The organism is Streptomyces sp. NPDC046862 (assembly GCF_040704615.1).
GTDB lineage: Bacteria > Actinomycetota > Actinomycetes > Streptomycetales > Streptomycetaceae > Streptomyces.
The window spans coordinates 69,333-95,411 of sequence record NZ_JBEYXP010000002.1; the positions used below are offsets into that span (position 1 = coordinate 69,333).

Consider the following 26,079-nt stretch of genomic DNA (forward strand, 5'->3'; position numbering starts at 1 on the left):
GACGAGGGCCCGGCACCCCGTGGGTGCCGGGCCCTCATGCCGCCCCCACGTCACCCGTTCGGAGTCATCGAGACCCCTGGAAAACGTCACCCACCTGGCCCTCAAGAGGGCGCCCCCGGCGGGCGCGCGGCGCAAGGATGCGGGCATGGGCATACGCACGCTCCGCCGCCGTACCGCAACGACCGCCGGCGTCCTCGTCTCGGCGTTGCTCGGACGGGCACCCGTCTACGCGCTCGACGCCAGCACACCCCGTATCCCCGAAGACGTCGCCCTCTTCCGCACCCAGCGCGACCTCGCCCGCGCGGCGGAACAGGCCTCCACGGCGCTCTCACGCACGGCCGCACGGCCCTGAGCGACGGGGGCGTCAACGAACACAGCACGCGGTCAGCGGGACACGCGCTCCACCACGGCATCACCCGGGGGCGCGGGCACCGGGCGCCACACCCTGACCCCGACCCCGTACAGCATGAGCCCGAGCACGAGCCCCGCTCCGGCGCCGAAGCACAGCGTGGGAATCACCTCGTACGGCTTCGCGGTGGTGCCCCAGTACTCCCACCACCGGGTCACCCGCTGCACCGCGGCCGCCAGCGCGCATCCGCCGATCACGAGGCCGGCCACCAGGCGGTCCGCCATGGACAGCGCGGGCACGCCGTCGGGCTTCCGGGACGGCTGCCGGCGCAGGGCCAGCACCACGAAGACGACAAGCACGACGGCGGCCACGGCCGAACCGCCGTACTGCAGGTACCAGTAGAGCGGTGAACCCGCGATCTCCCGCCCCAGGACGGGGAACAGGCGCATCCCCCACCGGTCGAGGTGCGTGAACGCGTCCCAGACGACGTGCGTCAACGCACCGAGCGCCGCCGAGACGTACCACCACACCACCTCGGACGGGCGTGAACGCCCGCGCAGGCGCTCATGTCCCGCCCCGCACCGCACCAGTGCCGCCACCCGGCCCTGGCGATGCCGGGGCAGCAGGGCGACCAACGGTTCGCGCAGGACCAGCCACATCCCCACCAGAGCCCAGGAGACGAGGACGTCGAACGTGAGAACCCCGGTGAAAGAGTGGGTGAAATCCCCGAACTCCATCGCTCCGGGCAGCACACTCGCCGCGTAGTAGGTCATGTCGGGCGCGAACGAACCGGCGACGAGCAGCGAGGGCACCAGCGGCCCACGGCCGGTCCCGTCGAGGCGCACGGCGGGCAGGACGGCGGCCGCGTGGCTGAGCGTGAAGGGCAAGTCGTCCCCCTGCGACGGGTGTTGGCCGGGCGCCCCCGCCCGGTGATCACTGCCCGCCAGTATGCGCGACGCGGCGCCGTCCGCCTCAAGGGCACCGGAATGGAGGGCACCGGATCCCGGCGGAACGGATATGGCCAACCGGTGAATAACGGGCACGAACGGGTGTTGACGCGATGGAAGTTGTCGTAGGGTCACCTGGGTCACGGTGCGGGGAGCGCGATCAAACGCCGATGACGGGGCAACCGATGAGCGTCGTCGACTGTCCTGACAGACGGCACCACAGGGAACGCGAAGACCATCGTCCGCGGGAGGGGTTCACTCGATGTCGGCGCAATTCGGCAAGAGGCTGCGCAAGGGGGCGGCGACCACGACGGTGGCCGCGATCGCGGTCGCGGCACTGGCCGCCTCCCAGGCTCCGGGAGTCACCACCGACAGTGCCGGCAGACAGACCACGGGCTCGCCCTCCCCCGACGCCACGTCCGACGCCACGTCCGGCGCCGCCGACACCGCGACCGGCAACTCGCGCTACTACACCGACCTCCCGCCCCTCGACAGCCCCACGGCGACCCCCGGCACGGGCGGTGACACGTCGGGAGGCACGGGCGGCACCGAGCGCGGCATCCCCGCGACCGTCCTCGACGCCTACAAGCGGGCCGAGGCCTCCCTGCGCGATTCCAAGCCGGGCTGCAACCTGCCCTGGCAGCTCCTCGCCGCCATCGGCAACGTCGAGTCGGGCCAGGCCCGCGGCGGCCGCGTCGGCGCCGACGGCACGACGTTCGGAAAGATCCTCGGTCCGGTCCTCAGCGGCGGCCTGTTCGCGAACATCAAGGACACCGACAACGGCGCGTACGACGGCGACAGCACGTACGACCGCGCGGTCGGCCCCATGCAGTTCATCCCCTCCACCTGGGAGTGGGCGGGCCGCGACGGCAACGACGACGGCCGCAAGGACCCCAACAACATCTACGACGCCGCCCTCGCGGCCGGCAACTACCTGTGCCGGTTCAACTGGGACCTGTCCGACCAGAAGGACCTCAGGCGCGCGATCCTCAGCTACAACAACTCGACGCACTACCTGAACACGGTGCTGACGTGGCTGGAGTACTACCGCAAGGGCGTCCACGAGGTCCCGGACGGCACGGGCACGCTGCCTCGCACCCCGAGCGACGGAAACAACTCCGGGTCGGGCACGAGCCCCAGCCCGAAGCCGAGGGACACGCAGAAGCCGAAGCCCCCGAAGACCCCCACCAGGCCCGGCACCCCGGGGACGGACGGCGGCACCACGAGCCCGAGCCCCAAGCCGCCCAGCACACCCCCGAGTACGCCTCCCAGCACGCCGCCCACCCCCACCGACACGGTGGACCACCTGGAGAACGCGGGCACCGGGACGCTCACGGCCATGGCGGGCGACGCGTTCACCGAGAAGATCGCCGCGCGCACCGAGACCAAGGCCGGCAAGGCCGTGGAGAAGGTCCGCGTCCGCTTCACCGTCGTCGGCGACACGGACACCACGTTCACCGGTGGCGAGACCGTCGCCACGGTCGTCACCAACAGCGCCGGCACGGCCACCGCGCCCGCGCTGCAGGCCGGCGAGAAGGCCGGCGACTTCACGGTCCGCGCCACGGTCGTGGGCCGCTCGGTACCCGGCCTGGACTACAAGGCGACCGTCACGGCCCGCCAGGCCGACACGTTGGCCCGCACCACCAACACCGAGCTGACCTGTGTCCCGGGCGGCGAGTTCGCCGAGCAGGTCGAGGTGAAGGCCACGTACAAGGGCGCGGTCGCCGACGGCGTCGCGGCCACCGCCACGCTCGTCAAGTCGGCGGACGACCCGACCGCGAACGACAAGGGCCCGTACTTCAAGGACGCCGACGGCAAGACCGTCCGCACCCTCACCGGCCTCACCACCGACAAGGACGGCCTGCTGAAGCTGCCGAAGCTGTACGCGGACGACACGACCGGCACGTTCCAGCTCCGTGTCACCACCACCGGCGGAGCGGTGCTGACGGTCGAGCTGAAGGTGGCCGCGGCCGAATCGGCGTCGCCCAGCCCCAGCGCGTAACCCACGGCACGACAGCCCACGACAGCTCACCTCGACGACGGCGCTCCTCCACTCGGAGGGGCGCCGTCGTTGTGTGTGCGACGTGTTCTCATCTCGCCCGGCCGTTGCTACCGTGCCGGAACTGACGGTCTATCAGTTCCTGTTCGCCGGGAGGCCCGTATGCGTGCTCTCGTCGCCGCCGCGACCGGTCTCGCCCTCGCGCTCGCCCTGGTGTTCACGATCACGGCGATGGGCTCCCCGACGGGCGAGACGTCACCGAAGCCGCTGCTGACGACGGTGCCCGCACACCCGTAACTCCCCGGGAGGGAGGCCGAGATGCGCCGCAAGGCCGGCCTGGTCCTGCTCGCCCTCGCCGTGTTCTTCACGGCCCTGTCCCCGCTGGTGCGCTGGTACGCCTTCCCGCGCCTGGCCAAGATCCCGGCCAACCAGTACCAGGACATGGTCCTGGAAGCGAAGGACGCCACCCTCCTCGACTACGGCACCATGCGCGCGAAGAAGGTCCCGAAGGTCACCATCGTGCAGACGCTCAAGGGCAACGTGGAGGCCGCGGAGAAGATCGAGGAGACGGCCGGCCGGGACGTCGTCGTCTGGGACGGGCTCTCCTACGTCCAGGGCCCCGACCGCAAGATGGTCTCCAAGATCCCCGAACGCTACATCTTCGACGCCCACACCCAGGAACCGGTGCACGCCAGGGGCGAGATGGTCGACGGCGACCCGGTGAAGCGGGAGGGCCTGGAGTTCAAGTGGCCGTTCCTCACGGAGAAGCGGGACTACGAGTACTTCGACGCCCAGGCCCGCGTCACCGCGCCCATCCACTACAAGGGCACCCAGGACTTCCGCGGCATCGAGGTCTACTACTTCGAGCAGACGATCCCCTGGACCAAGGTGCCCTTCCCCAAGACCATGCCCGTCCAGGGCATCACCCCGGAGTCGGTCGCCAGGACGGGCACGACCCGCTGGTACACCACCGTCCGCAAGTTCTGGGTCGAGCCCCTCACCGGAGCCCCTGTGTACGGCGAGGAGCTCCACAAGGAGGAACTCCGCGGCGGCACGCTCCTCGGGGGCCGCGAGAAGGTGACGGCGTTCGCCGGGCACGTGAAGATGCGCGAGGACTACATCCGGTCCACCGTGGACCTCGTCGAGTCCAACCGCACGCTGGTGCTTCTGATGACCTCGTACCTGCCGTGGGGCTTCCTCGCCCTCGGCGTCCTGCTGCTGTCGCTCTCCCTCTACCTGGAGGCCCGCGGCCGCAGGCCCGGTGAGCCGGAGCCGGAGGAGTCGTTGGACCCGGAGCCGGTCAGCGCCTGAGCGGCGCGCTGTCGGTCAGCGCCTGAGCCGGGCGTTCGTGTGCCGGGTCGGCTCGGCGGTCGCCGGGTCCTCGGGCCACGGATGCTTCGGGTACCGGCCCCGCAGCTCCGCCCGCACGGCCCGGTAGCCGTCCTTCCAGAAGGACGCGAGATCGGCGGTGACGGCGGCGGGCCGTCCGGCGGGGGACAACAGATGCACGAGCACGGGCACGCCGGCCAGCACGGGCGACTCGTGGAGCCCGAACATCTCCTGCAACTTCACGGCCAGCACGGGCCGTTCTGGATCGCCGTAGTCGACCCGGATCCTCGATCCGCTCGGCACCTCGATCCGCTCGGGCGCGAGCTCGTCGAGCCGCGCGGCCTCCCCGGTGGCCCAGGGCAGCAACCGGCCCAGCGCCGCCCCGGCATCGATCCGTGCCAGATCGCTCCTGCGCCGGGCCCGGCTCAGCTCCGGCTCCAGCCACTCGTCCACGCGCGCGTGGAGGGCGTCGTCGGAGACCTCGGGCCACGGCTCGCCCAGGTGCAGTCGCAGGAAGGCGAGCCGCCGCCGCAACAGCTCGGCCTCCGGCGACCACCGCAGCAGCCCGAGCCCTTCCTCCCGCAGCCCGTCCAGGAGCGCCTGCCGTACGAGCCCGGAGTCGACGTCCTTGAGGGGGCGCACCGCCAGCTCCACGGCCCCGAGCCGCTCGACCCGCCGCGCGACGACGTCCCCGTCGGCCCAGTGGACCTCCTCACCCACCGCACGCAGGGGCGCCGCCGCACGCCGGGCCACGTCCTCGTCCACCGCGGCGGCGAGCCGCACGCGCGCGTGCCCCGCGCCGACGGGCCGGTCCGCGACGGCGACAGCGAGCCACGGGACACCCCGCAGGGACGAGCCGTCCCCCACATCCGCCCGCGTCCCGGACACCATGACGTACGACCCGCCCCGCGCCCTGGCCACCCGCTCGGGAAAGGCGAACGCGGCCACGAGCCCGACGGCGGCGTCGTCCGTGGGCGCCGGGGAACCGGGCGCGGGACCCGGGGTCACGTCCTTCGCCCTCGGGGCCACGTCCGCGGCCGAGGACCTCAGCCGCCGTGCCTCGGCCCGCCAGCGCCCCGCGTACGCGTCACCGCCGCGCCGGGCCGCCCGCAGAGCCGAGGCCAGGTCGTCCCCGTACTCGCGGGGCGCCTCCTCGCTGAGCAGGGCGACGACCTCGGCCGCCCGTTCCGCGCCGACCTCGGGCGCCGCGTCGAGCAGCGCCCGCGCCAGCCGCGGATGCAGCCCGAGCCGGGACATCCGCACGCCACGCTCCGTGACCCGCCCGCTCGGATCCACGGCACCGATCGCCGACAGGACGTCCCGCGCCGCCGCCATCGCCCCGCCCGGCGGCGGGTCGAGCAGCGCCAGCCCCGACGCCTCCGGGTCACCCCAGCAGGCCGCCTGGAGGGCGAACGCGGTGAGGTCGGCCAGTTTCATCTCGGGTGCCGGGAACCGCGGCAGACGGGCGTTCTCGGCCTCCGCCCAGCAGCGGTACGCGGCGCCCGGAGCCTCACGCCCGGCACGCCCCGCCCGCTGGCGCCCGGCCGCCTGCGAGGCCCGTACGGTCGTCAGGGCGCTGAGCCCGCGCGCGTGGTCCACCCGCGGCTCCCGCGCCAGCCCGGCGTCCACCACGACCCGCACGCCCGGAACCGTCAGCGACGACTCCGCGACGGCCGTGGCCAGCACCACCCGGCGGCGCTCCCCGGGGGACAGCACCGCGTCCTGCACGGCCGCGGGCGCACGCCCGTGCACCTGGAGCATCTCGACGCCGTCCAGGTCGCCCAACCGCCCGGCCACGCGCGCGATCTCACCGACCCCGGGCAGGAAGCACAGGACATCGCCCTCCCGCTCGGCCAGCGCCCGCCGCACCACCGACGCCACGTGCGCCAGCAGCTCCGGGTCCACACGCATGCCGTGCGGGGGCCTGGGGGAGGGACGCACGGGCGGCGCCCACACCACCTCCACCGGATGAGAGACGCCCTCCGCCTCGACCACCGGCGCGTCGTCAAGCAGCCGGGCCCACCCCTGCGCGTCGGTCGTCGCGGACGCGGCCACCAGACGCAGCTCGGGGCGGAGCGCGGCCCGTACGTCGAGCAGGAAGGCAGCCACCGTGTCGGCGTCCAGGTGTCGTTCGTGGCACTCGTCGAGGACCACGACGTCCACGCCCGCCAGTTCCTGGTCCCGCTGCAACCGCTGCAGCAGCAGGCCCGTCGTGACGACCTCCACGCGCGCATGACGCCCGACCACCCGCTCGCCCCGCACGCTGTATCCGACGCTCTCGCCGACCTTCTCCCCGAGCAGCCACGCCATCCGCCGGGCCGCCGCCCGGGCGGCGATCCGGCGCGGCTCGGCCACGACCACGCGCCGCGCGGGCCCGTCACCCACCAGCCCGGCCAGCACCAGGGGAACGAGCGTGGTCTTCCCGGTGCCGGGCGGCGCCACCAGGACGGCGGTGCCGTGCCCCTGAAGAGCGTCGTTCAGCGCGGGCAGGGCACTGCGGACGGGCAGCGCGTCCAGGGCGTCGTAACGGATCACGCCCCTAGTGTCGTACGGCCGTCCGGTGCCGTACGCCTGTCAAAGCGGCCTCCCACGCGCGCGTGCCGTTCGGTTCAGTCGCGCTCGCACACGAAGACGGCTGTCCCGGGGATCAGGTTCCCGCGCAGGGGGGACCAGCCGCCCCACTCGGAGGTGTTCCAGGCGGGCCACTCCGGCTCGACCAGGTCGACCAGACGGAGACCGGAGGCCACGATGTCGCGCACCCGGTCGCCGAGGGTGCGGTGGTGCTCGACGTACACCGCGCGGCCCTGCTCGTCCTGCTCGACGTACGGCGTGCGGTCGAAGTACGAGGCGGAGACGCTCAGCCCCTCGGGGCCCGGCTCGTCCGGGAAGGCCCAGCGGATCGGGTGGGTGGCCGAGAAGACGAAGCGGCCGCCCGGGCGCAGCACCCGGCGGACCTCCTTCAGCACCAGCACCGGGTCGGCGACGAAGGGCAGCGCGCCGTACGCCGAGCACGCCAGGTCGAAGGACGCGTCCGCGAACGGCAGGGCGCCCGCGTCGGCCTGCACCAGGGGAAAGGTTCCGCCGATGCGCAGTGCGTGCTGGAGCTGGCGGTGGGAGAGGTCCAGGGCCACAGGGCGGGCGCCCTGCGCGGCCAGCCAGCGCGAGCACTGGGCCGCGCCGGCGCCGATCTCCAGGACGTCCCTGCCCTTCAGCTCCTCCGGCGGTCCGAGGAGCTCCGCCTCCACCTCGTCGAGGCCCTCGGGGCCCCACACGAAACGGTCGTCCCCGAGGAACGTGCCGTGCTCCACCTGGTACTCGTCCGCGTTCCTGTCCCACCAGCCCCGGTTGGCGCGGGAACTCTCCGCGACACCGGCCGCACGCCGGGTCGCTTCGGGGTCGAACGCATCGGGCTCTTGGATGATCGGCTCCCTCGTCGTACTCTTCCGTACCTACCGGTAGCCGGTGGTGTCACGGAAGGGGCATACCGGGCCTGCGCGGCTCGGAACGCCGTCCGGTGCACGGCATGCGGTTGCCGCCGCGTGTGTTCTTGTGCCGGGAATGGGGCGATCCGCCCTGGGTGTGCGAGTTCGTGCGTTGACCCTGCCCGGCTGCCCCCGTATGCTACAAGTTGCGCTGCGGGCCTGCGCGCCTCAGACGGAGCAGGCTGCGCTCGCATCTGTTGTATGTCCCCTCGGTTGTCGAGGCGCCACCGGATTTCCGGTGTGGCGCTTCCTAGGCTGTCCGGCTTCTGCAGAGCGAAACGGGCTCCCGGCGTAAGCAGTGCCTACGACTCAATGTCCGTACCGGAGCCCTTTCCCACATGACGAGCAGCACCGAGACCACCGCCACCACCCCGCAGGTTGCGGTCAACGACATCGGTAACGAGGAAGCCTTCCTCGCCGCGATCGACGAGACGATCAAGTACTTCAACGACGGCGACATCGTCGACGGCGTCATCGTGAAGGTCGACCGGGACGAGGTCCTGCTCGACATCGGTTACAAGACCGAAGGTGTCATCCCGAGCCGCGAGCTCTCGATCAAGCACGACGTCGACCCGAACGAGGTCGTCGCCGTCGGTGACGAGATCGAGGCCCTCGTCCTCCAGAAGGAGGACAAGGAAGGCCGCCTGATCCTCTCGAAGAAGCGCGCCCAGTACGAGCGTGCCTGGGGCACCATCGAGAAGATCAAGGAAGAGGACGGCATCGTCACCGGTACCGTCATCGAGGTCGTCAAGGGTGGTCTCATCCTCGACATCGGCCTCCGTGGCTTCCTCCCGGCCTCCCTGGTCGAGATGCGCCGCGTTCGCGACCTCCAGCCCTACGTGGGCAAGGAGCTCGAGGCCAAGATCATCGAGCTGGACAAGAACCGCAACAACGTGGTCCTGTCCCGCCGTGCCTGGCTGGAGCAGACCCAGTCCGAGGTCCGCCAGACGTTCCTCACGACCCTGCAGAAGGGTCAGGTCCGCTCCGGCGTGGTCTCCTCGATCGTCAACTTCGGTGCCTTCGTGGACCTGGGTGGCGTCGACGGTCTGGTCCACGTCTCCGAGCTGTCCTGGAAGCACATCGACCACCCCTCCGAGGTCGTCGAGGTCGGCCAGGAGGTCACGGTCGAGGTCCTCGACGTCGACATGGACCGCGAGCGCGTCTCCCTGTCGCTGAAGGCGACCCAGGAAGACCCGTGGCAGCAGTTCGCCCGCACCCACCAGATCGGCCAGGTCGTGCCCGGCAAGGTCACGAAGCTGGTTCCGTTCGGTGCGTTCGTCCGCGTGGACGAGGGCATCGAGGGTCTGGTCCACATCTCCGAGCTGGCCGAGCGCCACGTGGAGATCCCGGAGCAGGTCGTCCAGGTCAACGACGAGATCTTCGTCAAGGTCATCGACATCGACCTCGAGCGCCGTCGCATCAGCCTCTCGCTGAAGCAGGCCAACGAGGCCTTCGGTGCCGACCCGGCCACGGTCGAGTTCGACCCGACCCTGTACGGCATGGCCGCGTCCTACGACGACCAGGGCAACTACATCTACCCCGAGGGCTTCGACCCCGAGACCAACGACTGGCTCGAGGGCTACGAGACCCAGCGCGAGGCGTGGGAGCACCAGTACGCCGAGGCGCAGACCCGCTTCGAGCAGCACCAGCAGCAGGTCATCAAGTCCCGCGAGGCGGACGCCCAGGCCGCTGCCGAGGGTGGCGAGGCCGCCGCTCCGGCCGCGTCCGGTGGTGGTTCGTACTCCTCGGAGGGTCCGGACAACTCCGGTGCCCTCGCGTCGGACGAGGCGCTTGCCGCGCTCCGCGAGAAGCTCGCCGGCGGCCAGAGCTGATCGCTCACCGCTAGGCAGTAACCGCTGACCCAGGGCCCGCACCAGTGAGGTGCGGGCCCTAGGTCTGTTGAGCGTCCGCCCGCTGCCGCGCGGCGTCACCCGTACGGATGAAAAGCCTGTGAGATGAGGCCGTGAGGGCTGGGGGCGGGAATGGCCGCGCCCCGCGCGACGTTGTCCAGTACGAACACGAGGAGGAGCGGTCACAGTGCTTGATCCGCAGGGTTTGTACGCATGGGAGCCGAAGGGCCTGGCAGTCGTCGACGTGGCGCTCGCCCAGGAGTCGGCCGGTCTTGTCATGCTCTACCACTTCGACGGATACATCGACGCGGGCGAAACCGGCGACCAGATCGTCGACCGGCTCCTCGGCTCGCTGCCCCACCAGGTCGTCGCACGCTTCGACCACGACCGGCTCGTGGACTACCGCGCCCGCCGCCCGCTGCTGACGTTCAAGCGCGACCGCTGGACCGGCTACGAGGAGCCCACGCTGGACGTGCGGCTCGTGCAGGACGCCACCGGGGCGCCCTTCCTGCTGCTGTCGGGTCCCGAGCCCGACGTGGAGTGGGAGCGCTTCGCCGCTGCAGTCCAGCAGATCGTGGAGCGGCTCGGCGTCCGCCTGTCGGTGAACTTCCACGGCATCCCCATGGGCGTCCCGCACACCCGCCCCGTGGGCCTCACCCCGCACGGCAACCGCGCGGAGCTGGTCCCGGCCCACCGCAGCCCCTTCGAGGAGGCGCAGGTCCCGGGCAGCGCCGAGTCGCTCATCGAGTACCGACTCATGGAGGCCGGGCACGACGTCCTCGGCGTCGCCGCGCACGTCCCGCACTACATCGCCCGCTCCCCGTATCCGGACGCCGCGCTGACCGTCCTGGAGGCCATCACCGGAGCGACCGGTCTGGTACTGCCCGGCGTCGCGCACGCCCTTCGCACCGAGGCCTACCGCACGCAGACCGAGATCGACCGGCAGATTCGCGAGGGCGACGAGGAGCTCGTCTCCCTCGTCCAGGGCCTTGAGCACCAGTACGACGCCGCCGCGGGCGCCGAGACGCGCGGCAACATGCTGGCCGAGCCCGCCGACATCCCGTCCGCGGACGAGATCGGGCGCGAGTTCGAGAAGTTCCTGGCGGAGCGGGAGGGGGAGGGCTGACGGCGAGGGCTGACCCGGCCCGAACGGACAGCCGAACGGACACCCGGGCGGACGCGCGGACGGACACCCGGGCGGGCGTCATGTCGGCGTCGGGCCGCAGGGCCTAAGCTTCCGGTCATGCTGAAGGTGGGCTTGACCGGGGGTATCGGCGCCGGCAAGAGCGAGGTGTCACGGCTACTCGTCGAGCGCGGTGCCGTGCTGATCGACGCGGACCGCATCGCGCGCGAGGTCGTCGCGCCCGGAACCCCCGGGCTGACGGCGGTCGTCGACGCGTTCGGCGAGGAGGTGCTCGCCCCGGACGGCAGCCTGGACCGCCCCCGGCTCGGCTCCCTCGTCTTCGCGGACGCGGAGAAGCTCGCCGTGCTGAACGCGATCGTGCACCCCCTGGTGGGTGCACGCTCCCGCGAACTCGAAGAGGCCGCCCCCGAGGACGCGGTCGTGATCCATGACGTCCCTCTCCTCGCCGAGAACGGACTCGCCCCGTTGTACGACCTCGTGGTCGTGGTCGACGCGAGCCCCGAGACCCAGCTCGACCGGCTGGTGCGCCTGCGCGGCATGACCGAGCAGGACGCCCGCGCGCGGATGGCCGCCCAGGCGACCCGCGAGAAACGCCTGGAGATCGCGGACATCGTGGTCGACAACGACGTGCCCCTGGAGGAACTTCACCGGCGCGTGGGGGACGTATGGGCCGAGCTCGCCCGTAGGGCGCGGGAGCCGCGGCCCCAGGAATAGCGCCCCTTCAGGGACGCGTTGAACCGTGGCAGCAAGGGAAGGGATCAGCCGTGCCCGAGATCAGCGGTTCCAGCGGACGTACTCCGGAGACGCACGTCATCGACTACCGCGCCGCCGAGCAACTGCTCGCGGCCGGCGACCCGCGGGGCGCGGTGAAGCTCCTCGACGAAGTCATCGCCCTGCACCCCGAGAACACGGCGGCCCGGCTGCTGCGCGCGCGTGCCTTCTTCGCCGCCGCGCAACTGCGGCCCGCCGAACTGGAGTTCACGATCGTCCTGGAGCGCGAGCCGGACAACGCGTTCGCGCACTTCGCGCTCGCCCGCACCTACCAGCGCCAGAGCCGACCCGACCCCGCAAAGCGCCACTTCCGCCTCGCGGCGGCACTCGACCCGAACCCCCAGTACCTGGAAGCGGCACGCTTCGAGACGTGACGCCCGCCTGACGCGGGTGGGCCGGTAGCGGCTTGGCCGGGACAGCACACCTAGCGCCGTTGGTGGTCCTCCGGAGGCCGGTACGGAGGCACGTCGCGACCGGGCTGGTAGTGGGGGCCCTGGCGGATGTGCCGCAGGACCATCAACAGGTCGACGGTGACGATCAGCCAGAGCACACCGCAGGCGATGGCCCAGCCGGGCCGTCCGACGAGCGTGAAGGCGATGGTCCCCGCGATCGCCCAGACCAGCCCCCACACGCTCAGCCACAGACGCAGCCGCAGGGCACTGCGCGCTGTCGTCGGTTCACTGCCCGTACGCATAAGGATCACTGCTCCTCTTCGGAAACGTACTCTTCGTCCGGCACGTTCTCCAGGAGACGGTGAAACGATCGGACAGGGAGGCGATGGCGCTGCTGGACGCGCTGAGGGCGGACGAGAAGCTTGCCGAATGGCTGGGGGAGCCGGGGGAGCGGAAGGCCGACGACGTCCCACGTGTGGACGTGCGGCTCCCCTCGGCCGGCGATCTCCCTGACATCCTGCTGGACCTGGCGGTGCCGTACGAGGACGTCAACGAGATCGTCGCGCTGCGCGTCACGCTGCTCGCCGACGCGGAGGCGACAGGACTTCTCGAACGGTGCGTCGGCGCGCTGATACGGGACATGGGGGAGCCCGGCAAGGGCCCGAGCTTCCCTTCCTTCCCGCCGGAATCGGGCCCGCTCGTCCGCTACTTCTACGTGTACGTCCTTGTCGCCGCCCTGCCGTACGTGCGCGCGTACCACCGTGAGCGCGGCATCCCGGACGACGTCTCCCGGCGCACACTGGCCGACCTAGGCCGTGCCATGGTCCTGCACCGCAGGCGGTACGGCACGGGCGGGGTACTCGTGCCGGGCTGGCTGGCGCTGCACTTCCACGGGGAGCTGTACCAGCTGGGCCGACTGCAGTTCCAGCGCTCGCGGATCGAGCGGCGGGATGCGGAGGGGTTCGCAGGCGTGGGCCTGGAGCTCGGGGTGGGGGAGCCGTATCTGAGCCTGCACATCCCCGACTACCGGGGGCCGCTGTCGCCGGACGCGTGTGACCGGTCGGTCGTGCTGGCGCGGGAGTTCTTCGCACGGCACTACCCGGAGGAGCACTACGCGTCCGCCCTCTGCCACTCGTGGCTGCTGGACCCGCAGCTGAAGCGCCGGCTGCTCCCGGATTCCAACATCGTGCGGTTCCAGGAGCGGTTCGAGGCCGTGTACGTGGACACCGAACCGGAGGACGGCCTTCCCGTCCGCTTCGTCTTCGGCGATCCCGACCTGCCGGTGGAGACGCTGCCGCGCCGCACGGGTATCGAGCGGGCTGTGGTGGATCACCTGAGGGCAGGGGAGCACTGGTACCTGGGTCACGGCTGGTTCGCGTTCTGATGCGCGTTCTGATTCACGTTCTCATTCACGTTCTCATTCACGTCGAACGGATTCACTCCATCGGGTGACCGTGTGGGGGGAACGGCCGGGCGAGGACTGTCCGTTGGACGGACATGAGCATTCAGATGCGTGAGGGATACCAGGGGACCGGGCCCGGAGCGATCACCCCGGACGGCTGTGCGGTCGAGCTCTATTCGCGGCTTCCGTTACGGGGCGAGCCGGACATCATCGCCGGCGTGGCGCCCGCGGGGGCGAGAATCCTCGAACTGGGCAGCGGGGTGGGCCGGATGACCCACCCGCTCCTGGAGCGGGGGTTCACGGTCACGGCCGTGGACGAGTCGGCCGAGATGCTGGAGCGGGTGCGTGGAGCCCGCACGATATGCAGCCCCATCGAAAAGCTCGACCTGGGTGAGAAGTTCGACGTGGTCATGCTCGCGTCGTTCCTCGTGCACAGCGGGGACAACGAGGTGCGGCGGGGCATGCTCCGGACCTGTCTGCGGCATGTCGCGGACGGCGGCTTCGTGCTGATCCAGCGCGAGGGGGAGGACTACCACTCGAACGTGCCCCGCGAGCACGTCAACCCCAGCGGCATGACCGTACGCATCGTGTCGTCCGAGCCGGTGGGGGACGGGGTGAACTCGGTGCACGTGGAGTACGACTGCCCGGACGCCGCCTGGACCCAAACGTTCCGGTCACGACCGCTGACGACGGAACAGTTCGAGGGGGCGCTGGGGGAAGTGGGATTGAGGGTGGACCGGTATGTGACGGAGGACGGGATCTGGGTGAAGGTGGTGCCGGTGGAGTAGCCGAAATCCCGCTGGGCGGCGATGAGTTCCGGACCGGTCGTCGGTCTGCCTCTGTGACAGCGATACGGAACCGCTTCACACAGGAGACCTCATGTCCGAGACCACCGCCTCCGTCACCCGCCCCGCCATCGACCGGGGCAGCGCCCGTGCCCGCCGCGCCCGGATCTCGCTGCGGGCGCTGCAGATCGTGCTCGCGCTCTTCTACGGGATCGCCAGCGCTCTGCCCAAGCTGATCGCGCACCCGTCGGCCGCCGAGGGCTTCGAGAAGATGGGCTGGGGCAGCGCGGGGATGTACACCATCGGCGTGCTCGAACTGGCCGGCGCCGTCGCGCTGCTCATCCCCGTGCTGTCCTCGGTCGCGGCGGTCTCGCTGAGCGCGCTGATGGTGGGCGCGTTCGTCACGCAGCTCGTCGTCTTCGACGGGGAGAACGCGGCGACCCCGCTCATCCTGATCGTCCCGCTCGCCCTGATCGCCTGGGCCCGACGCCACCACACGGCCGAGCTGGCCCGGCTGGTCCGGCGTCGGGCGTGACGGACGGAGCGAGCGGCAGGTGCGGCTCCCTCGCGGGGCGCCGGTCCCGGATCAGCGAGGGTCGGGGGAGCTGCCCGGTCGACCGGATTCGCCCGGTCCGCCGGGCCCGCCCAGGCCGCCGCGGAGGCGTTCGATCTCGCGGCGGTCGCGCTTGGTGGGGCGGCCCGTGCCGCGGTCGCGGATGCCGACGGGGGCCACGGCCACGCGGGGCGGGGGCGGCGGGCTGTTGTCGACATAGCACTCGACCGCGACGGGGGCGCCGACCCGCTTGCGGATCAGGCGTTTGACGACGACGATCCGCTCGCGGCCCGCGTGACGCAGCCGTACCTCGTCGCCGACGCGGACCGAGTAGGCGGGCTTGACGCGTTCGCCGTTCACACGGACGTGCCCTCCGCGGCAGGCCGTGGCACCCATCGAGCGCGTCTTGACGAGGCGGACGGACCAGATCCAGCTGTCGATCCGCACGCTCTCGCCACTGGCCGGGCGAGCGGCCTCGGCGGCGGCCGCGGCATCGGCCGAGTCGCGCGCCTCCCGTCCGCCGGACGCGCCCTTCTCGCGGCCCGTACCGCCCGCCTCGCCCGCGGCGCTCGTGTTGTCGTCCGCACCCTCAGAAGCCATGTGTCCGACCTTAACGCCGGCGAGCAGGTCATCCGGTGGGATTTCCGCCGGTACGCCGCCGCCACCCGGTTCGCCGATCACCGGTCGTACCGTGGACGCATGGACAGCAGCCTGGCCCAGCTGGACGCACGGATCACCGGGTGCAGGGCGTGCCCGCGGCTGGTCGACTGGCGGGAGGAAGTGGCCCGTACGAAGCGGGCCGCCTTCGCCGAGTGGACGTACTGGGGGCGTCCCGTGCCCGGGTTCGGGCCGGGCGACGCGTCCCTGCTGATCGTGGGGCTGGCGCCCGCGGCGCACGGGGCGAACCGGACGGGACGGATGTTCACCGGCGACCGGTCGGGGGACGTGCTGTACGCGGCGCTGCACGATGTGGGGCTGGCGTCGCGCGGGACCGCGGTGAGCGCCGACGACGGCCTGGAGCTGTACGGCGTGCGGATCACCTCGCCCGTGCACTGCGCACCGCCCGCCAACCGCCCGACGCCCGGGGAGCGGGACGCCTGCCGCCCGTGGCTGATCAGCGAGCTGGAGCTGCTGCGGCCGACGTTGCGGGCCGTCGTGGTGCTCGGGGCCTTCGGCTGGCAGGCCGCGCTGCCGGCGCTCGCCGGCGCCGGATGGGACGTGCCCCGGCCACGGCCGTCGTTCGCGCACGGGGCACGGGTCACGCTGGAGGGGCGGCCACGCGCGCTCGATCTCTTCGGCTGCTTCCACGTCAGCCAGCGCAACACCTTCACGGGCCGGCTCACGCCCGCGATGCTGCGGGACGTTCTGCGGACGGCGGCCCGGTCCGCGGGGCTGCCCACCGTGCCGCACGAGCGGTAGCGGCGGCGTACGTTCCGTGGTCGCGGGTGTGGGCAGCGAGAAATGGGGCTGCTGACGGCGGGTGGCGCCGTCTAGGGTCGTGTGAATGGGCCTGTATCCGGAGATCGAACCGTACGACCAAGGCATGCTCGACGTGGGCGACGGCAACCACGTGTACTGGGAGGTCTGCGGCAATCCGCGGGGCAAGCCCGCGGTGGTGCTGCACGGCGGGCCCGGCTCCGGGAGCAACTCCGGCTTCCGGGGCTACTTCGACCCGGCCGCGTACCGCGTCGTGCTGCTGGACCAGCGTGGCTGCGGGAGGTCCACGCCGCACGCCAGCGCGTACGACACCGACATGAGTGCCAACACGACGGCGCACGTCATCGCCGATCTGGAGCGGCTGCGACGGCATCTCGGAATCGAACGGTGGCTGGTGTGGGGACTGTCGTGGGGGTCGGTTCTCGGCCTGCGCTACGCGCAGACGCATCCCGGTGCCGTGTCCGAGCTGGTGCTGACCGCCGTCGGGACCGGGGCCAATCGTGAGGTTGCGCTGCTGACCAGGGGGCTCGGGCAGTTCTTCCCCGAGGCCTTCGAGCGGTTCCTCGCGGAGCTGCCCGAGGACGAGCGTGACGGAAACCTGGCGGCGGCGTACAACCGGCTGATCGAATCGCCCGACCCCGAGGTACGGGCGCGGGCGGCGCGAGCCTGGACCGACTGGGAGACGGCCATGGCTCCCGCCCCGCCGCGTTCGATCCCTCACTACGAGGACCCGGTGTTCCGCATGGGCTTCGCCCGCATGGTCACGCACTACTGGGGCAACGACCACTTCCTGGGCGAGGGCAACGACGAGGGCGTGGTCCTGCGGGACGCCCCTCTCCTCAAGGACATCCCCGGCACCCTCGTCCAGGGCAGCCTCGACCCCGGCAACCTCCTCGGCACGGTGTGGCTCCTCCATCAGGCATGGCCCGGGAGTGAGTTGGTCCTCGTGGACGAGGTCGGGCACACCGCGGGCGCGCCGGGCATGGTGGACGCGCTGGTGGCGGCGACGGACAGGTACGCGGCCCGGGGGTTTGAGCCCTGAGGGGTGCCGCTCGCTAGCGGCGGACGCGTGCCCGTTCGCCCGCCGACTGCACGAACTGCAACGCCAGCGTGGGTGGGGCCGGGGCGACACCCGGTCCGCCCGCCTCGGCCCACTCCACCAGTTCGTCCGTGCAGTCGTCGCCCATCGACCAGCCGACCCAGACGGATCGGCCTCCGCGCCTTCGACCCTCGCCCGAGGGCTGGACGACCACGATGTTCGCCTGGTCGCACGGGCCGAGGCAGTCCGTCGTACGGACCGCGAAGCGACCGTCGGAGGCCGCCGCTGCCGAGCGCAGCCGGTCCAGCTGGCCCTCGTGGTCGTGGCCGGGGTACTTGCGCGGATCACCGCAGCAACAGCCGCGGCAGACGACCAGCGTGCAGGGGCGGGCCCGGGCGGCGCCGATCACCGTATGTGTGCTCACGCCTGTCCTTCCGGGCCGGGCTTCGCCCGTGCGCCACCTTCGTCTCTCGGGTCACCGTCGCCGAGCTTCGTCGCTTCTCCGTCGCCGGACCCGGTCGCGGACCCGGTCGCTTCTCCGTGGCCGTCCGCGGTCGTTCCACCGTCGCCGGTGAGCTCCGTACCGAAGAGATGCCGCACCGTCGACCGGAAGTTCGTCCGCACATGGGCCAGCGCGTGGGCCCGGGCCCGTGCCGGGTCGCCGGAGGCGATGGCCTCGTACAGCTCACGGTGTTCGACGAGTAGCTGGGGCCATTCCTCGTTCCGGCGGGTCATCCAGCGAAGGCGGCCCGCGACGGGTTCCAGGGAGGCGGTCAGCAGGTCGTTGCCCGCCATCGCCATGATGCGGTCGTGGAGGCGGCTGTTGATGTCGGTGATCGCCTCCGCGTCCCCCGCCTCCGTCGCAGCGGACGCCAGGTCGAGCAGTTCGCGGACCTCGGCCAGGTCCTCGGGCGTCGCGCGGGCCGCGGCGAGTCCGGCGGCGTAGACCTCCAGCGCCTCGCGCAGCTCGAAGAGCTCCCTGACGTCGTTGGCGGTGAGCCGGCGTACGACCGTGCGGCGCGGCGTCTCGAAATGGACGAACCCCTCGCCTACCAGCGCGCGGATCGCCTCGCGGACAGGAACGCGGGAGACTCCGAAGCGGTCGGCCAGCTCCCGTTCGACGAGTCGGTCACCGGGCCGGAGGCGGCCCGCGATGATCTCCTGCCGCAGGTTCGCGAGGACGCGTTCCCGCACGGCGCCCAGGGGTTCGATCTTCGCCATGGGCCCCATCTTCGTCGACTCCGGGGGTGATTTACGAAGCGTTAACAACAACGACATCGGTCGGAACTGTTGACGGGAGGACCATGGGCGCAGTTTGGTATACCAAACACCTTGCATTTGGCCCCAGCAGCTGGCCCCCGCAGTTGGCCCCCACGGTCAGTCCCCCTCGCAGGCGGCCCCGCACACTGTCCTCCCACAACAGTCCTCCTCCGTCCCCTCGCTCATGGAGGCCCCGTGTCTCTCGCCGACCATGCCGAAGCAACCGGAACATCCGCGTTCGTCCCGGATCCCCGGCTCACCAACGAAGACCTCGCGCCCGCCGAGAAGCGCAACTGGAAGGTCTTCGACCTCTTCGCCATGTGGATGTCGGACGTCCACAACCTTGGCAACTACACGTTCGCCGCGGGCCTGCTGGTCCTCGGCATGAACGTGTGGCAGGTCTTCACCTCCCTGCTCGTCGGCTTCGTGCTCATCTACGTCGGGATGAACTGGATGGGGAGGATCGGGCAGCGCCACGGCGTGCCCTTCCCCGTCGTCAGCCGCATCAGCTTCGGCGTCTGGGGCGCCAACATCCCGGCGCTGATCAGGGCCGTCATCGCCATCATGTGGTACGGCATCCAGACCTACCTCGCGTCCGTCGCCGTCAACGTGATGTTGCTGGCCGCCTGGCCGGGCCTGGAGTCCTGGACGCACAACTCCTTCCTCGGGCTGCACGCGCTCGGCTGGCTCTCCTTCGTCTCGCTCTGGATCCTCCAGGCGTTGATCATCAGCCAGGGCATGGAGTCGGTGCGGAAGTTCCAGGACTTCTGCGGTCCCGCGATCTGGGTCGTGATGATCGCGCTCGCCGTGTGGGTCCTGGCCAAGGCCGGCTGGACCATCTCGCTGACCTCGACCCCGCACCCGGTCTCCACCGGTGAGCAGTGGCGGCAGTGGTTCGGCGCGATCGGGCTGATCCTCGCCACCTACGGCACTCTGATGCTCAACTTCTGTGACTTCTCGCGCTTCGCGCCCACCTACAAGGCTGTCAGGCGGGGCAACTTCTGGGGCCTGCCGATCAACTCCACGGCCTTCGTCGTCGTGTCGGTCATCGTCACGGCCGGCTCGCTGGAGGTGTTCGGCGAGGCCATCACCGACCCGGCCGAGCTCGTCGCCAAGGTCGGCAACACCTGGGTGCTCGTCCTGGCCGCCCTGACCTTCGCCATCGCCACCATGGGCGTCAACATCGTCGCCAACTTCGTCTCGCCGGCGTACGACCTCGCCAACGTCTGGCCGCAGAAGATCACGTTCAAGGTCGGTGGCATGATCAGCACGGTCGCCGCGCTGGTCGTGACCCCGTGGAACCTCTTCTCCAACCCGACCGTCGTCAACTACTTCCTCGGCGGCCTCGGCGCCTTCCTGGGCCCCCTGTTCGGCGTGATCATGCTGGACTACTTCTGGGTCAAGCGCGGGCGTATCGACGTCGACGAGCTCTTCAACGCCGAGCCCGGCTCCCGCTACTACTACCGCAAGGGCGTCAACCCCAAGGCCCTGTGGGCGTTCCTGCCCGCGGCGGCGGTGTCGGCGGTACTCGCGCTGGTGAAGGACTTCCACTCCGTCGCCCCGTACTCCTGGTTCATCGGAACGGCCATGGCCGCCGGGCTGTACGCCCTGCTGTGCCGCCCCGAGCGCGCCGCGGCCGAAGCGTCCGCCGTCTCCGAAGCGCCAGCCGTTTCCGAAGGGCCTGCAGCCGCCGGTCCCACCGCCGTGGAGGGCTGAGCGTGCGCATCGTCGTCACCAACTGCAACACCACGCAGGAGATGACCGAGGAGATCGCACGAGGTGCCCGGGCCGCCGCAGGCCCGGGCACCACCGTGATCGGACTGACCCCGGCGTGGGGACCCGAGTCGGCGGAGGGCTGGCTCGACAGCTACCTCTCGGCCGCCGCCGTCCTCGACACACTGCGGACGTACGACGAGCCGTACGACGCCGTCGTCATGGCCGGGTTCGGCGAACACGGACGTGAAGGGGCGCGGGAACTCGTCGAAGTGCCCGTGGTCGACATCACCGAGGCCGCCGCCCACTTCGCGTGCCTGCTGGGACGGCGCTACGGGGTCGTCACCACGCTGGAACGGTCCTGCGGGCAGATCGAGGACAGCCTGGAGACGGCCGGGGTGGGGCGGAACTGCGCCGCCGTGGTCGGCACCGGGCTCGGCGTCCTCGACCTCGGCGATCCCGTACGCACCGAGGAAGCCTTCGTGGCCGCCGCCGAGCGGGCGCGGGACGCCGGCGCCGAGGTCCTGGTGCTCGGGTGCGCCGGGATGACGGGGCTGCAGCGGACCGTGGGGGAGAAGCTGGGGCTGCCCGTCGTCGACGGAGTGGGCGCGGCCGTGAAACTCGCCGAGTCGCTGGTGACACTCGGCCTCACGACCAGCCGTGCGGGGAGCTACGCCAAGCCCCTCCCCAAGCGCCGGACCTGGGGCCGGAGCGACGAGTGAACCTGCGCGGGCTACGCGGGCTCGGGGACGACCGCGGTCGCCGTGATCTCCACGAGCTGGCCCGTGTAGCCGAGGCAGGCCACGCCGAGCAGCGTCGAGGAGTGCGGGCCGGTGCTGAGGCCGGAGGCCTCGACGACGTCCCACACCGCGGAGAGGACCGCGGTCTCGCCGCTCACGACGTACACGTCGCTCGACACGACGTGCGCGAAGTCGCTGCCGACCGCGCGCAGTTGCTCGCCGAGGTTGGCGAGCACCTGCTCGGCCTGCCGTACGGGGTCGCCCGCGCCGACGAGGTTCCCGTCGGCGTCGAGGGGGACGGAACCGGCCAGGAACGCCAGCTTCGTCCCCGCCTCGACGACGGACGCGTGGGAGTACACGGGCGGCGGGAAGAGGCCGGGGACGGTGACGCGCTGGATCATGGAAGCTCCCAGGATCAAAGGTCAACTCTTGGATCAACTCGATCAACTTTTGATCATGCGAGCACTGTGACGTCACCGCACCCGATTTTCCCCGGTCACCCGTCGGCCACCCCGGCGCGGCGATGCGACCTACCTCGTCAGCGCATCGTGCACCCCACTGCCGGCGTAGGGACTCTCCACCCGCCAGCCGTCCTCGCGCGCCACCCTCTCGAACACGCCGAGCTTGTACGCCAGCCCTTCCGGCTCACCGATGTCACACCACCGACCGGCCTCCGCTCCCTCCTTCTCCCCTCGCACCAACGGCCACCCGCGCATGGCGAGATGCAGGGCCAGGGTCGAACGCGCGTACATACGTACGGCACCGCGATCGTCCACCATGCGCCGGTACTCCTCGGTCTCCCGCAGCCGCAGCCGCCCGTCGTCGCTCCCGGCCACGAGAAGCGGGACCAGGCCCTGCGCCCCGTCCACCAGAAACGTCAACTCCCCCTCCCCCTCCCGCACTTCGTACCGCGGCAGATACGACAACCTGGCGAGCACCAGCGTGTGCTTCCACGAGGTGACCCAGAGCCCGCGGCCGAGGTAGTAACGGACGGACGCCTGCCAGGTCCAGTGCGTGTCCAGGCGGAACCCGTGCAGCAACTCCTCCGCGCGGCAGGCCTCGTACACCGCGTCCAGAGCCGCCGCGCCGAGTCCCTGCCGCCGGGCGACCGGATGGACGTAGAGAGAGGAGACGCGCAACGACCCCACGCCGGTGAGCCATGTGTCGACGGCGATGGTCCCGATCGGTTCACCCTCGCGACCGGGCGTCCGGATCCAGTACCTCCCGCGGTACTCGTCGTCATGCGGGTACGAGCGCCCGGCCGCGCCCAGCCGGAGCCGCAACCGCTTCTCGGCCGTCACCGTCAGCGAACCCGGGTCGACGCATGTGCCGAGGGCTCCCTCGGTGAGTGAGGCGAGATCCCAGAGCCCGAACCGGCGGCCTTCACCGAAGGCGACAGGGCGGAGCAGGGGAGAGGACGCCAGACGTTCGTGCACGCGCAGGGCTTGATCATCCTTCATGGGCCCGGAGCGTAGAGACGCCCCGGCTCCAACCGCCCGGTTTCGCAGGGGAGTTCACCGCACACTTCACCGGTGCGGTGGACCAAGCTGTTGATCACTCATTCGTCTCTCGCATTCGTGTGCGAGATCGGGGTGTGCCTCGGCGATGGCCGCGTAGATCCGCCAATGCAGCAAAGCCTCCGCCTCCGCACGTCCGAGGGCCGTGGGCCCACCGCCTCCGGGGGGCCCGTCCAGGAGCCGGCCGTAATGATCGACCAGCCGCTGCCGCAGGTAGTCGACCTTCCAGGGCGCGAGGGAGGTGCGGTCGTCCCTCGCACCCTCGTCCCTCGCACCCTCGTCCCTCGCACCCTCGTCCTGCCGCCCTGCCTCAGCCTCGATCCGTGCCCGGTGCTCAACGGCACGCCGCGCCAGCTTGCCCGGGTCCAGCCGGGGCACGTCGAGGGGCTCGGTCCTGATCCGCTCCAGCACCTCCTCCTGCCGCCGCCCCAGCGCGGCCCGCACCACTTCCGACCGCCGCGCGGCTGCCTGCGCCACCACCCGGAACTCCTCACTCCGCTCGGCGGCCTCGACCCGCTCGACGCGATACAGCCGCGTGGGCGGCGCGGCCCTGAACCGCGGATTCAGCGCGAGCCGGTCCGGCGACCCCAGCAGCCGGTGCACCATCCCTCCGGTCCACCCGCGCACCCGCAGCCCGGCCAGCGACACATACCGTCGCCCGTCCTCCTCGTAACCACCCATGGCTACCTCCCCCGTAGCGCAGCAGCGCAGCAGCAATGCAGCGCTCAACAGCTCGGCCGTCACGCTCTGTGACGACATCTCCCATTGAAGCGCGCGCCACTGACAATCGGGCGGGGAGGGGCCTGTGGCCGCCCCGGGGCTACTGCTCGGCGAGCAGCGGTGCTCGGTGACTTCGGTGCCGTCCTCGTCGGCGGCGGGGAAGACAGCCAGGAAGCCCTCGACCGGCAGCGATGAGCAGGACGGCCGACAAGTCTGGAAGCCGAGTTGACCAGTCTGGCCGTGGCGGGCGCCACGCCGTTCGTGACCCAGATGGTGACCGACGGGTGGGAACAGGTGCGCGACCGCGTCGTCGCCTTCTTCGCCCGCCATCGGTGAGCCCCGGGGATGAGCGACGACGACGCGTTCCGTGGCCGAGTCGCTCTTCGAGGACGTGCACCTCATGGGGTCGCGTTACGGTGCCCCTTCCCGGAGGGCCCTGGAGGCTTCCGGCGGCTGGACGCGCCGGAGCGGCGGAGGGTGCTCATGAGTGGTGTCTGGTCCGGGAGGTCTTCAGCAGGCGTCGCCGACTGATCCCCGCCATTGCGTTCATAAAGAACCCGGCTTTCCCGCCGATCGTCACACCCCGTTAACACACACCCCCCGTCCCCTCCGGCCACGCCCCGTACCGTGGAGACCAGGAAACCCCGCCCTTCCGGCCACCGTCGCCCGAACGAAGGCACACCCCCGCCCTCGTCCTGACAGGAGCCACACCCTTGTCCCGCCTCGCGCTTGCCGTGCCGCCCTGGCTTGCTCATGCTCTGCGTGCGCAGAGGGGGCCCGTGCCGTGGAACGCGGTGGTGAGGGGCGCCTTGGCGGGTGGGCCGTTGCTGCTCGCGGCCGTACTCATGGACCAGGTCTCCGTCGGCGTCGTCGCCGCGCTCGGGGCCATGCTCGCCGGGATCAACGACCGGCCCGGGAGCCGGAGGATCTCGGTCAAGCGGATCGGGGTGCCGGCGCTCGCGGGGGCCGGAGGGCTGCTCGTCGGGACGTACGCCGGGGAACACACGCATGCCGTCGTGCTCACCCTCGTCCTGACCCTGCTCGGGCTGCTCGCAGGAAGCGTCAGTGCCATCGGGCCGGTGGCGTCGGGGGCCGGGACGCAGTTGCTCGTCACGGCGGCCATCGGGGCCGGGATGCCGTTGCCCGAGAGCGGCTGGGAGCGCGCGCTCGCCTACGTCGGTGGGGCCGCGTGGCTGCTCACCCTGCGGCTCGTGCTGCCCACGCCAGGAGCCGTCGCGGGGGACTCGCGGCTGGAGTTCTGGCTCGACTTCCGGTTCGACGGGGAGCGGGATGCCGTCGCCAAGGTGTACGACGCCGTCGTGGAGCTGCTGCGTGCCACGGGCAGCCCCGAAGCCACCGACCGGCGGGCCGCCCTGACCGCCGCTCTCGATCACGCGCAGGACGCCCTCGCCGGACCCCGGCTGCGGCGGTACGCGAGTTCGGCGACCGAGCGGCGGCTGCACACCCAGTACGCCGCCGCGCTGCCCCTCGCCGAGGCGGCGACCGCGCTCGCCTGGGCGGGAGAGGCCGTGCCCGCCCGAGCCGCCGAGGGGCCACTGCGCCTCGCCGCCGCCGTACGGGCCAACACGTCCACCGGGCCACTGCCCGCGCCCGCTCGTTCCGCGCCCGCCCTGCGCGCCCTGGACGACGCCCTGCTGGGGGCCGCCGAGGCGTTCGACCAGGAGGGCGACGCTCACGAGGAGAGGCTCCACCGCCGGCGTCGCAGCGGCAAGTCGCTCGTCCGGGTCGCCCTCGGGTCCGGCGGGCGCGAGTACGGGATGCGGGTCGCCCTGTCCTTCGGGGTCAGTGCGGCCGTCGCGCAGGCCCTCCACCACGTCCACTGGTACTGGCTGCCCGCCACGGCCGTCTTCCTGGTCAAGCCCGACCTCGGGCCGCTCGCCTCGCGCGTGCTGTCGCGGGCGGCCGGGACCGTGCTGGGTGCGGTCGTCTTCGCCGGGTTCGCCGCCCTGCTGCCGCGGCCCGAGGGGCTCGTGGCGCTCGTCGCCGTCTGCGGTGCGCTGATTCCCGTCGCCACGCGGCACTTCGCCGCGCAGACCGCCGTCGTCACCGTGCTCGTGCTCGCACTCGTCATGGTGGGCGGCGACCCGCAGGCCTCCTGGAGCCGCATCCTGGAGACGCTGCTGGCCTGCGCGATCGTGCTGATCGTGGGCCACCTGCCGATGCCGGGGCAGCGGGGCGGCGGTGTACGCGCGCGACTGGCCAAGGCCGGGGACGCCGCGTACGCCTACCTCGCGCACGTGCTCAGCGAGTCCGACGACCGCGCCCGGCGGTGGACCCTGCGTCGCGAGGCCTACCGCACGCTCGCCGAGGCCCACGCCGCGATCGACCTCTCCGCGGCCGAACTCCCGGCTCTGGCCCGGCACACGGAGGGCACCGCCGAGGTCGCGGCCACGCTGGAACGCCTCGTCGACACCACCACCGCGTACGCCGTCCACCTCGACGACACCGGCCACCTCACGCCCCAGGACACCGAGCGGCTCACCGAACTCCTCGACGAACTCACCGAGCGCGGCAGACGGGCGGGGCTGGGACGCCTGGCACCGGCGGCCCGGCGGGGCACCCTGCCGGGGCTGCGGACGGTGGGCTAGCGCAGACCCTTCGCTTTCTCGATTTCTCGATCAGGCCCTCG

General features: G+C 71.6%; 26 protein-coding genes. 16 read left to right on the forward strand and 10 right to left on the reverse strand.

The features are described 5' to 3' along the window. The first annotated feature begins 145 nt into the window (after positions 1-145). On the forward strand, positions 146-352 hold the full coding sequence (locus AB0959_RS02220) for a hypothetical protein (RefSeq protein ID WP_366824325.1): 207 nt from the start codon (positions 146-148) through the stop codon (positions 350-352). A 32-nt stretch (positions 353-384) separates the two neighbouring features. Here AB0959_RS02220 and AB0959_RS02225 read toward each other — a convergent pair whose 3' ends face one another. Further along, positions 385-1,236 carry a DUF4184 family protein gene (locus tag AB0959_RS02225; protein WP_366824326.1) on the reverse strand — a complete coding sequence of 284 codons (852 nt, stop codon included), beginning with the start codon at positions 1,234-1,236 and terminating at the stop codon, positions 385-387. Between the two features lie 322 nt (positions 1,237-1,558). On the opposite strand from AB0959_RS02225, the gene AB0959_RS02230 reads away from it, so the two are divergent. From AB0959_RS02230 to AB0959_RS02240, 3 genes are all read left to right on the forward strand, one after another. Further along, a complete protein-coding gene (locus AB0959_RS02230; RefSeq protein ID WP_366824327.1) occupies positions 1,559-3,298 on the forward strand; it encodes a lytic transglycosylase domain-containing protein in 1,740 nt (579 codons plus the stop codon). Between the two features lie 159 nt (positions 3,299-3,457). Then, positions 3,458-3,592, forward strand: coding sequence for an SPW_0924 family protein (locus AB0959_RS02235; protein WP_152775101.1), 135 nt, complete (start codon positions 3,458-3,460; stop codon positions 3,590-3,592). 21 nt (positions 3,593-3,613) lie between these two features. Then, positions 3,614-4,606, forward strand: a complete 993-nt coding sequence (locus tag AB0959_RS02240; RefSeq protein WP_366824328.1) for a DUF3068 domain-containing protein — start codon at positions 3,614-3,616, stop codon at positions 4,604-4,606. A gap of 15 nt (positions 4,607-4,621) precedes the next feature. Here AB0959_RS02240 and hrpB read toward each other — a convergent pair whose 3' ends face one another. Both hrpB and AB0959_RS02250 read right to left on the reverse strand, forming a co-directional pair. After that, a complete protein-coding gene (hrpB, locus tag AB0959_RS02245) occupies positions 4,622-7,159 on the reverse strand; it encodes an ATP-dependent helicase HrpB (protein WP_366824329.1) in 2,538 nt (845 codons plus the stop codon). A 74-nt stretch (positions 7,160-7,233) separates the two neighbouring features. Then, the gene (locus AB0959_RS02250) at positions 7,234-8,046 is read right to left on the reverse strand and encodes a class I SAM-dependent methyltransferase (RefSeq protein WP_366824596.1); all 813 of its coding nucleotides are present in this window, start codon (positions 8,044-8,046) and stop codon (positions 7,234-7,236) included. 398 nt (positions 8,047-8,444) lie between these two features. On the opposite strand from AB0959_RS02250, the gene rpsA reads away from it, so the two are divergent. The 4 genes from rpsA to AB0959_RS02270 all read left to right on the forward strand — a co-directional run bounded on the left by rpsA (position 8,445) and on the right by AB0959_RS02270 (position 12,245). Then, a complete protein-coding gene (gene rpsA / locus AB0959_RS02255) occupies positions 8,445-9,938 on the forward strand; it encodes a 30S ribosomal protein S1 (RefSeq protein WP_365139251.1) in 1,494 nt (497 codons plus the stop codon). Positions 9,939-10,143: 205 nt separating this feature from the next. After that, positions 10,144-11,082 (forward strand): PAC2 family protein, encoded by a 939-nt coding sequence (locus AB0959_RS02260; protein WP_366824330.1) that lies wholly within the window; start codon positions 10,144-10,146, stop codon positions 11,080-11,082. Positions 11,083-11,199: 117 nt separating this feature from the next. Beyond that, the gene (gene coaE, locus AB0959_RS02265) at positions 11,200-11,814 is read left to right on the forward strand and encodes a dephospho-CoA kinase (RefSeq protein ID WP_366824331.1); all 615 of its coding nucleotides are present in this window, start codon (positions 11,200-11,202) and stop codon (positions 11,812-11,814) included. Positions 11,815-11,864: 50 nt separating this feature from the next. Beyond that, complete coding sequence (locus AB0959_RS02270; RefSeq protein ID WP_366824332.1) at positions 11,865-12,245, forward strand: tetratricopeptide repeat protein; 381 nt, start codon at positions 11,865-11,867, stop codon at positions 12,243-12,245. A gap of 50 nt (positions 12,246-12,295) precedes the next feature. Here the strand turns inward: AB0959_RS02270 and AB0959_RS02275 are convergent, their stop codons facing one another. Beyond that, a complete protein-coding gene (locus tag AB0959_RS02275) occupies positions 12,296-12,565 on the reverse strand; it encodes a DUF6343 family protein (protein ID WP_366824333.1) in 270 nt (89 codons plus the stop codon). A gap of 83 nt (positions 12,566-12,648) precedes the next feature. Between AB0959_RS02275 and AB0959_RS02280 the strand changes: the two genes are divergently transcribed. The 3 genes from AB0959_RS02280 (at position 12,649) to AB0959_RS02290 (ending at position 14,985) form a co-directional block, all read left to right on the forward strand. Then, positions 12,649-13,647, forward strand: coding sequence for an acyltransferase domain-containing protein (locus AB0959_RS02280; RefSeq protein ID WP_366824597.1), 999 nt, complete (start codon positions 12,649-12,651; stop codon positions 13,645-13,647). Positions 13,648-13,760: 113 nt separating this feature from the next. After that, positions 13,761-14,453 (forward strand): class I SAM-dependent methyltransferase, encoded by a 693-nt coding sequence (locus AB0959_RS02285; protein ID WP_366824334.1) that lies wholly within the window; start codon positions 13,761-13,763, stop codon positions 14,451-14,453. Between the two features lie 91 nt (positions 14,454-14,544). Further along, a complete protein-coding gene (locus tag AB0959_RS02290; RefSeq protein WP_366824335.1) occupies positions 14,545-14,985 on the forward strand; it encodes a DoxX family protein in 441 nt (146 codons plus the stop codon). Between the two features lie 51 nt (positions 14,986-15,036). Here AB0959_RS02290 and AB0959_RS02295 read toward each other — a convergent pair whose 3' ends face one another. Further along, positions 15,037-15,603 (reverse strand): RNA-binding S4 domain-containing protein, encoded by a 567-nt coding sequence (locus AB0959_RS02295; RefSeq protein WP_366824336.1) that lies wholly within the window; start codon positions 15,601-15,603, stop codon positions 15,037-15,039. A 99-nt stretch (positions 15,604-15,702) separates the two neighbouring features. On the opposite strand from AB0959_RS02295, the gene AB0959_RS02300 reads away from it, so the two are divergent. Both AB0959_RS02300 and pip read left to right on the forward strand, forming a co-directional pair. Further along, positions 15,703-16,422, forward strand: coding sequence for a uracil-DNA glycosylase (locus AB0959_RS02300; protein ID WP_366824337.1), 720 nt, complete (start codon positions 15,703-15,705; stop codon positions 16,420-16,422). A gap of 85 nt (positions 16,423-16,507) precedes the next feature. Beyond that, on the forward strand, positions 16,508-17,482 hold the full coding sequence (pip, locus tag AB0959_RS02305) for a prolyl aminopeptidase (protein WP_366824338.1): 975 nt from the start codon (positions 16,508-16,510) through the stop codon (positions 17,480-17,482). A 13-nt stretch (positions 17,483-17,495) separates the two neighbouring features. Here the strand turns inward: pip and AB0959_RS02310 are convergent, their stop codons facing one another. Both AB0959_RS02310 and AB0959_RS02315 read right to left on the reverse strand, forming a co-directional pair. Further along, entirely contained in the window at positions 17,496-17,903 is a 408-nt protein-coding gene (locus AB0959_RS02310) for a (2Fe-2S) ferredoxin domain-containing protein (protein WP_366824339.1), read from the reverse strand. Beyond that, positions 17,900-18,700, reverse strand: coding sequence for a GntR family transcriptional regulator (locus AB0959_RS02315; protein WP_366824340.1), 801 nt, complete (start codon positions 18,698-18,700; stop codon positions 17,900-17,902). The genes AB0959_RS02310 and AB0959_RS02315 overlap by 4 nt, the downstream gene beginning before the upstream one ends. Positions 18,701-18,934: 234 nt before the next feature. Between AB0959_RS02315 and AB0959_RS02320 the strand changes: the two genes are divergently transcribed. Beyond that, on the forward strand, positions 18,935-20,455 hold the full coding sequence (locus AB0959_RS02320) for an NCS1 family nucleobase:cation symporter-1 (RefSeq protein WP_366824341.1): 1,521 nt from the start codon (positions 18,935-18,937) through the stop codon (positions 20,453-20,455). A 2-nt stretch (positions 20,456-20,457) separates the two neighbouring features. Next, positions 20,458-21,174 carry an aspartate/glutamate racemase family protein gene (locus AB0959_RS02325; RefSeq protein ID WP_366824342.1) on the forward strand — a complete coding sequence of 239 codons (717 nt, stop codon included), beginning with the start codon at positions 20,458-20,460 and terminating at the stop codon, positions 21,172-21,174. An 11-nt stretch (positions 21,175-21,185) separates the two neighbouring features. Here the strand turns inward: AB0959_RS02325 and AB0959_RS02330 are convergent, their stop codons facing one another. The 3 genes from AB0959_RS02330 to AB0959_RS02340 form a co-directional block, all read right to left on the reverse strand. Continuing rightward, positions 21,186-21,593, reverse strand: coding sequence for a RidA family protein (locus tag AB0959_RS02330; protein WP_366824343.1), 408 nt, complete (start codon positions 21,591-21,593; stop codon positions 21,186-21,188). 129 nt (positions 21,594-21,722) lie between these two features. After that, positions 21,723-22,652: a GNAT family N-acetyltransferase gene (locus AB0959_RS02335; protein WP_366824344.1), complete on the reverse strand. Its 930-nt coding sequence runs from the start codon at positions 22,650-22,652 to the stop codon at positions 21,723-21,725. A 66-nt stretch (positions 22,653-22,718) separates the two neighbouring features. Then, positions 22,719-23,390: a hypothetical protein gene (locus tag AB0959_RS02340; protein WP_366824345.1), complete on the reverse strand. Its 672-nt coding sequence runs from the start codon at positions 23,388-23,390 to the stop codon at positions 22,719-22,721. Positions 23,391-24,142: 752 nt separating this feature from the next. On the opposite strand from AB0959_RS02340, the gene AB0959_RS02345 reads away from it, so the two are divergent. After that, on the forward strand, positions 24,143-26,038 hold the full coding sequence (locus AB0959_RS02345; protein WP_366824346.1) for an FUSC family protein: 1,896 nt from the start codon (positions 24,143-24,145) through the stop codon (positions 26,036-26,038). The last annotated feature ends 41 nt before the right edge of the window (positions 26,039-26,079 follow it).

What these genes read in the sequence shown, in the direction of transcription:
- AB0959_RS02285 (WP_366824334.1), top strand. Translation starts at nt 13,761, where the DNA reads ATGAGCATTCAGATGCGTGAGGGATACCAGGGGACCGGGCCCGGAGCG.
- AB0959_RS02290 (WP_366824335.1), top strand. Translation starts at nt 14,545, where the DNA reads ATGTCCGAGACCACCGCCTCCGTCACCCGCCCCGCCATCGACCGGGGC.
- AB0959_RS02315 (WP_366824340.1), bottom strand. Translation starts at nt 18,700, where the DNA reads ATGGCGAAGATCGAACCCCTGGGCGCCGTGCGGGAACGCGTCCTCGCG.
- rpsA (WP_365139251.1), top strand. Translation starts at nt 8,445, where the DNA reads ATGACGAGCAGCACCGAGACCACCGCCACCACCCCGCAGGTTGCGGTC.
- AB0959_RS02335 (WP_366824344.1), bottom strand. Translation starts at nt 22,652, where the DNA reads ATGAAGGATGATCAAGCCCTGCGCGTGCACGAACGTCTGGCGTCCTCT.
- AB0959_RS02235 (WP_152775101.1), top strand. Translation starts at nt 3,458, where the DNA reads ATGCGTGCTCTCGTCGCCGCCGCGACCGGTCTCGCCCTCGCGCTCGCC.
- AB0959_RS02300 (WP_366824337.1), top strand. Translation starts at nt 15,703, where the DNA reads ATGGACAGCAGCCTGGCCCAGCTGGACGCACGGATCACCGGGTGCAGG.
- AB0959_RS02275 (WP_366824333.1), bottom strand. Translation starts at nt 12,565, where the DNA reads ATGCGTACGGGCAGTGAACCGACGACAGCGCGCAGTGCCCTGCGGCTG.
- AB0959_RS02340 (WP_366824345.1), bottom strand. Translation starts at nt 23,390, where the DNA reads ATGGGTGGTTACGAGGAGGACGGGCGACGGTATGTGTCGCTGGCCGGG.
- AB0959_RS02240 (WP_366824328.1), top strand. Translation starts at nt 3,614, where the DNA reads ATGCGCCGCAAGGCCGGCCTGGTCCTGCTCGCCCTCGCCGTGTTCTTC.
- AB0959_RS02295 (WP_366824336.1), bottom strand. Translation starts at nt 15,603, where the DNA reads ATGGCTTCTGAGGGTGCGGACGACAACACGAGCGCCGCGGGCGAGGCG.
- AB0959_RS02330 (WP_366824343.1), bottom strand. Translation starts at nt 21,593, where the DNA reads ATGATCCAGCGCGTCACCGTCCCCGGCCTCTTCCCGCCGCCCGTGTAC.
- AB0959_RS02230 (WP_366824327.1), top strand. Translation starts at nt 1,559, where the DNA reads ATGTCGGCGCAATTCGGCAAGAGGCTGCGCAAGGGGGCGGCGACCACG.
- AB0959_RS02220 (WP_366824325.1), top strand. Translation starts at nt 146, where the DNA reads ATGGGCATACGCACGCTCCGCCGCCGTACCGCAACGACCGCCGGCGTC.
- pip (WP_366824338.1), top strand. Translation starts at nt 16,508, where the DNA reads ATGGGCCTGTATCCGGAGATCGAACCGTACGACCAAGGCATGCTCGAC.
- AB0959_RS02280 (WP_366824597.1), top strand. Translation starts at nt 12,649, where the DNA reads ATGGCGCTGCTGGACGCGCTGAGGGCGGACGAGAAGCTTGCCGAATGG.
- coaE (WP_366824331.1), top strand. Translation starts at nt 11,200, where the DNA reads ATGCTGAAGGTGGGCTTGACCGGGGGTATCGGCGCCGGCAAGAGCGAG.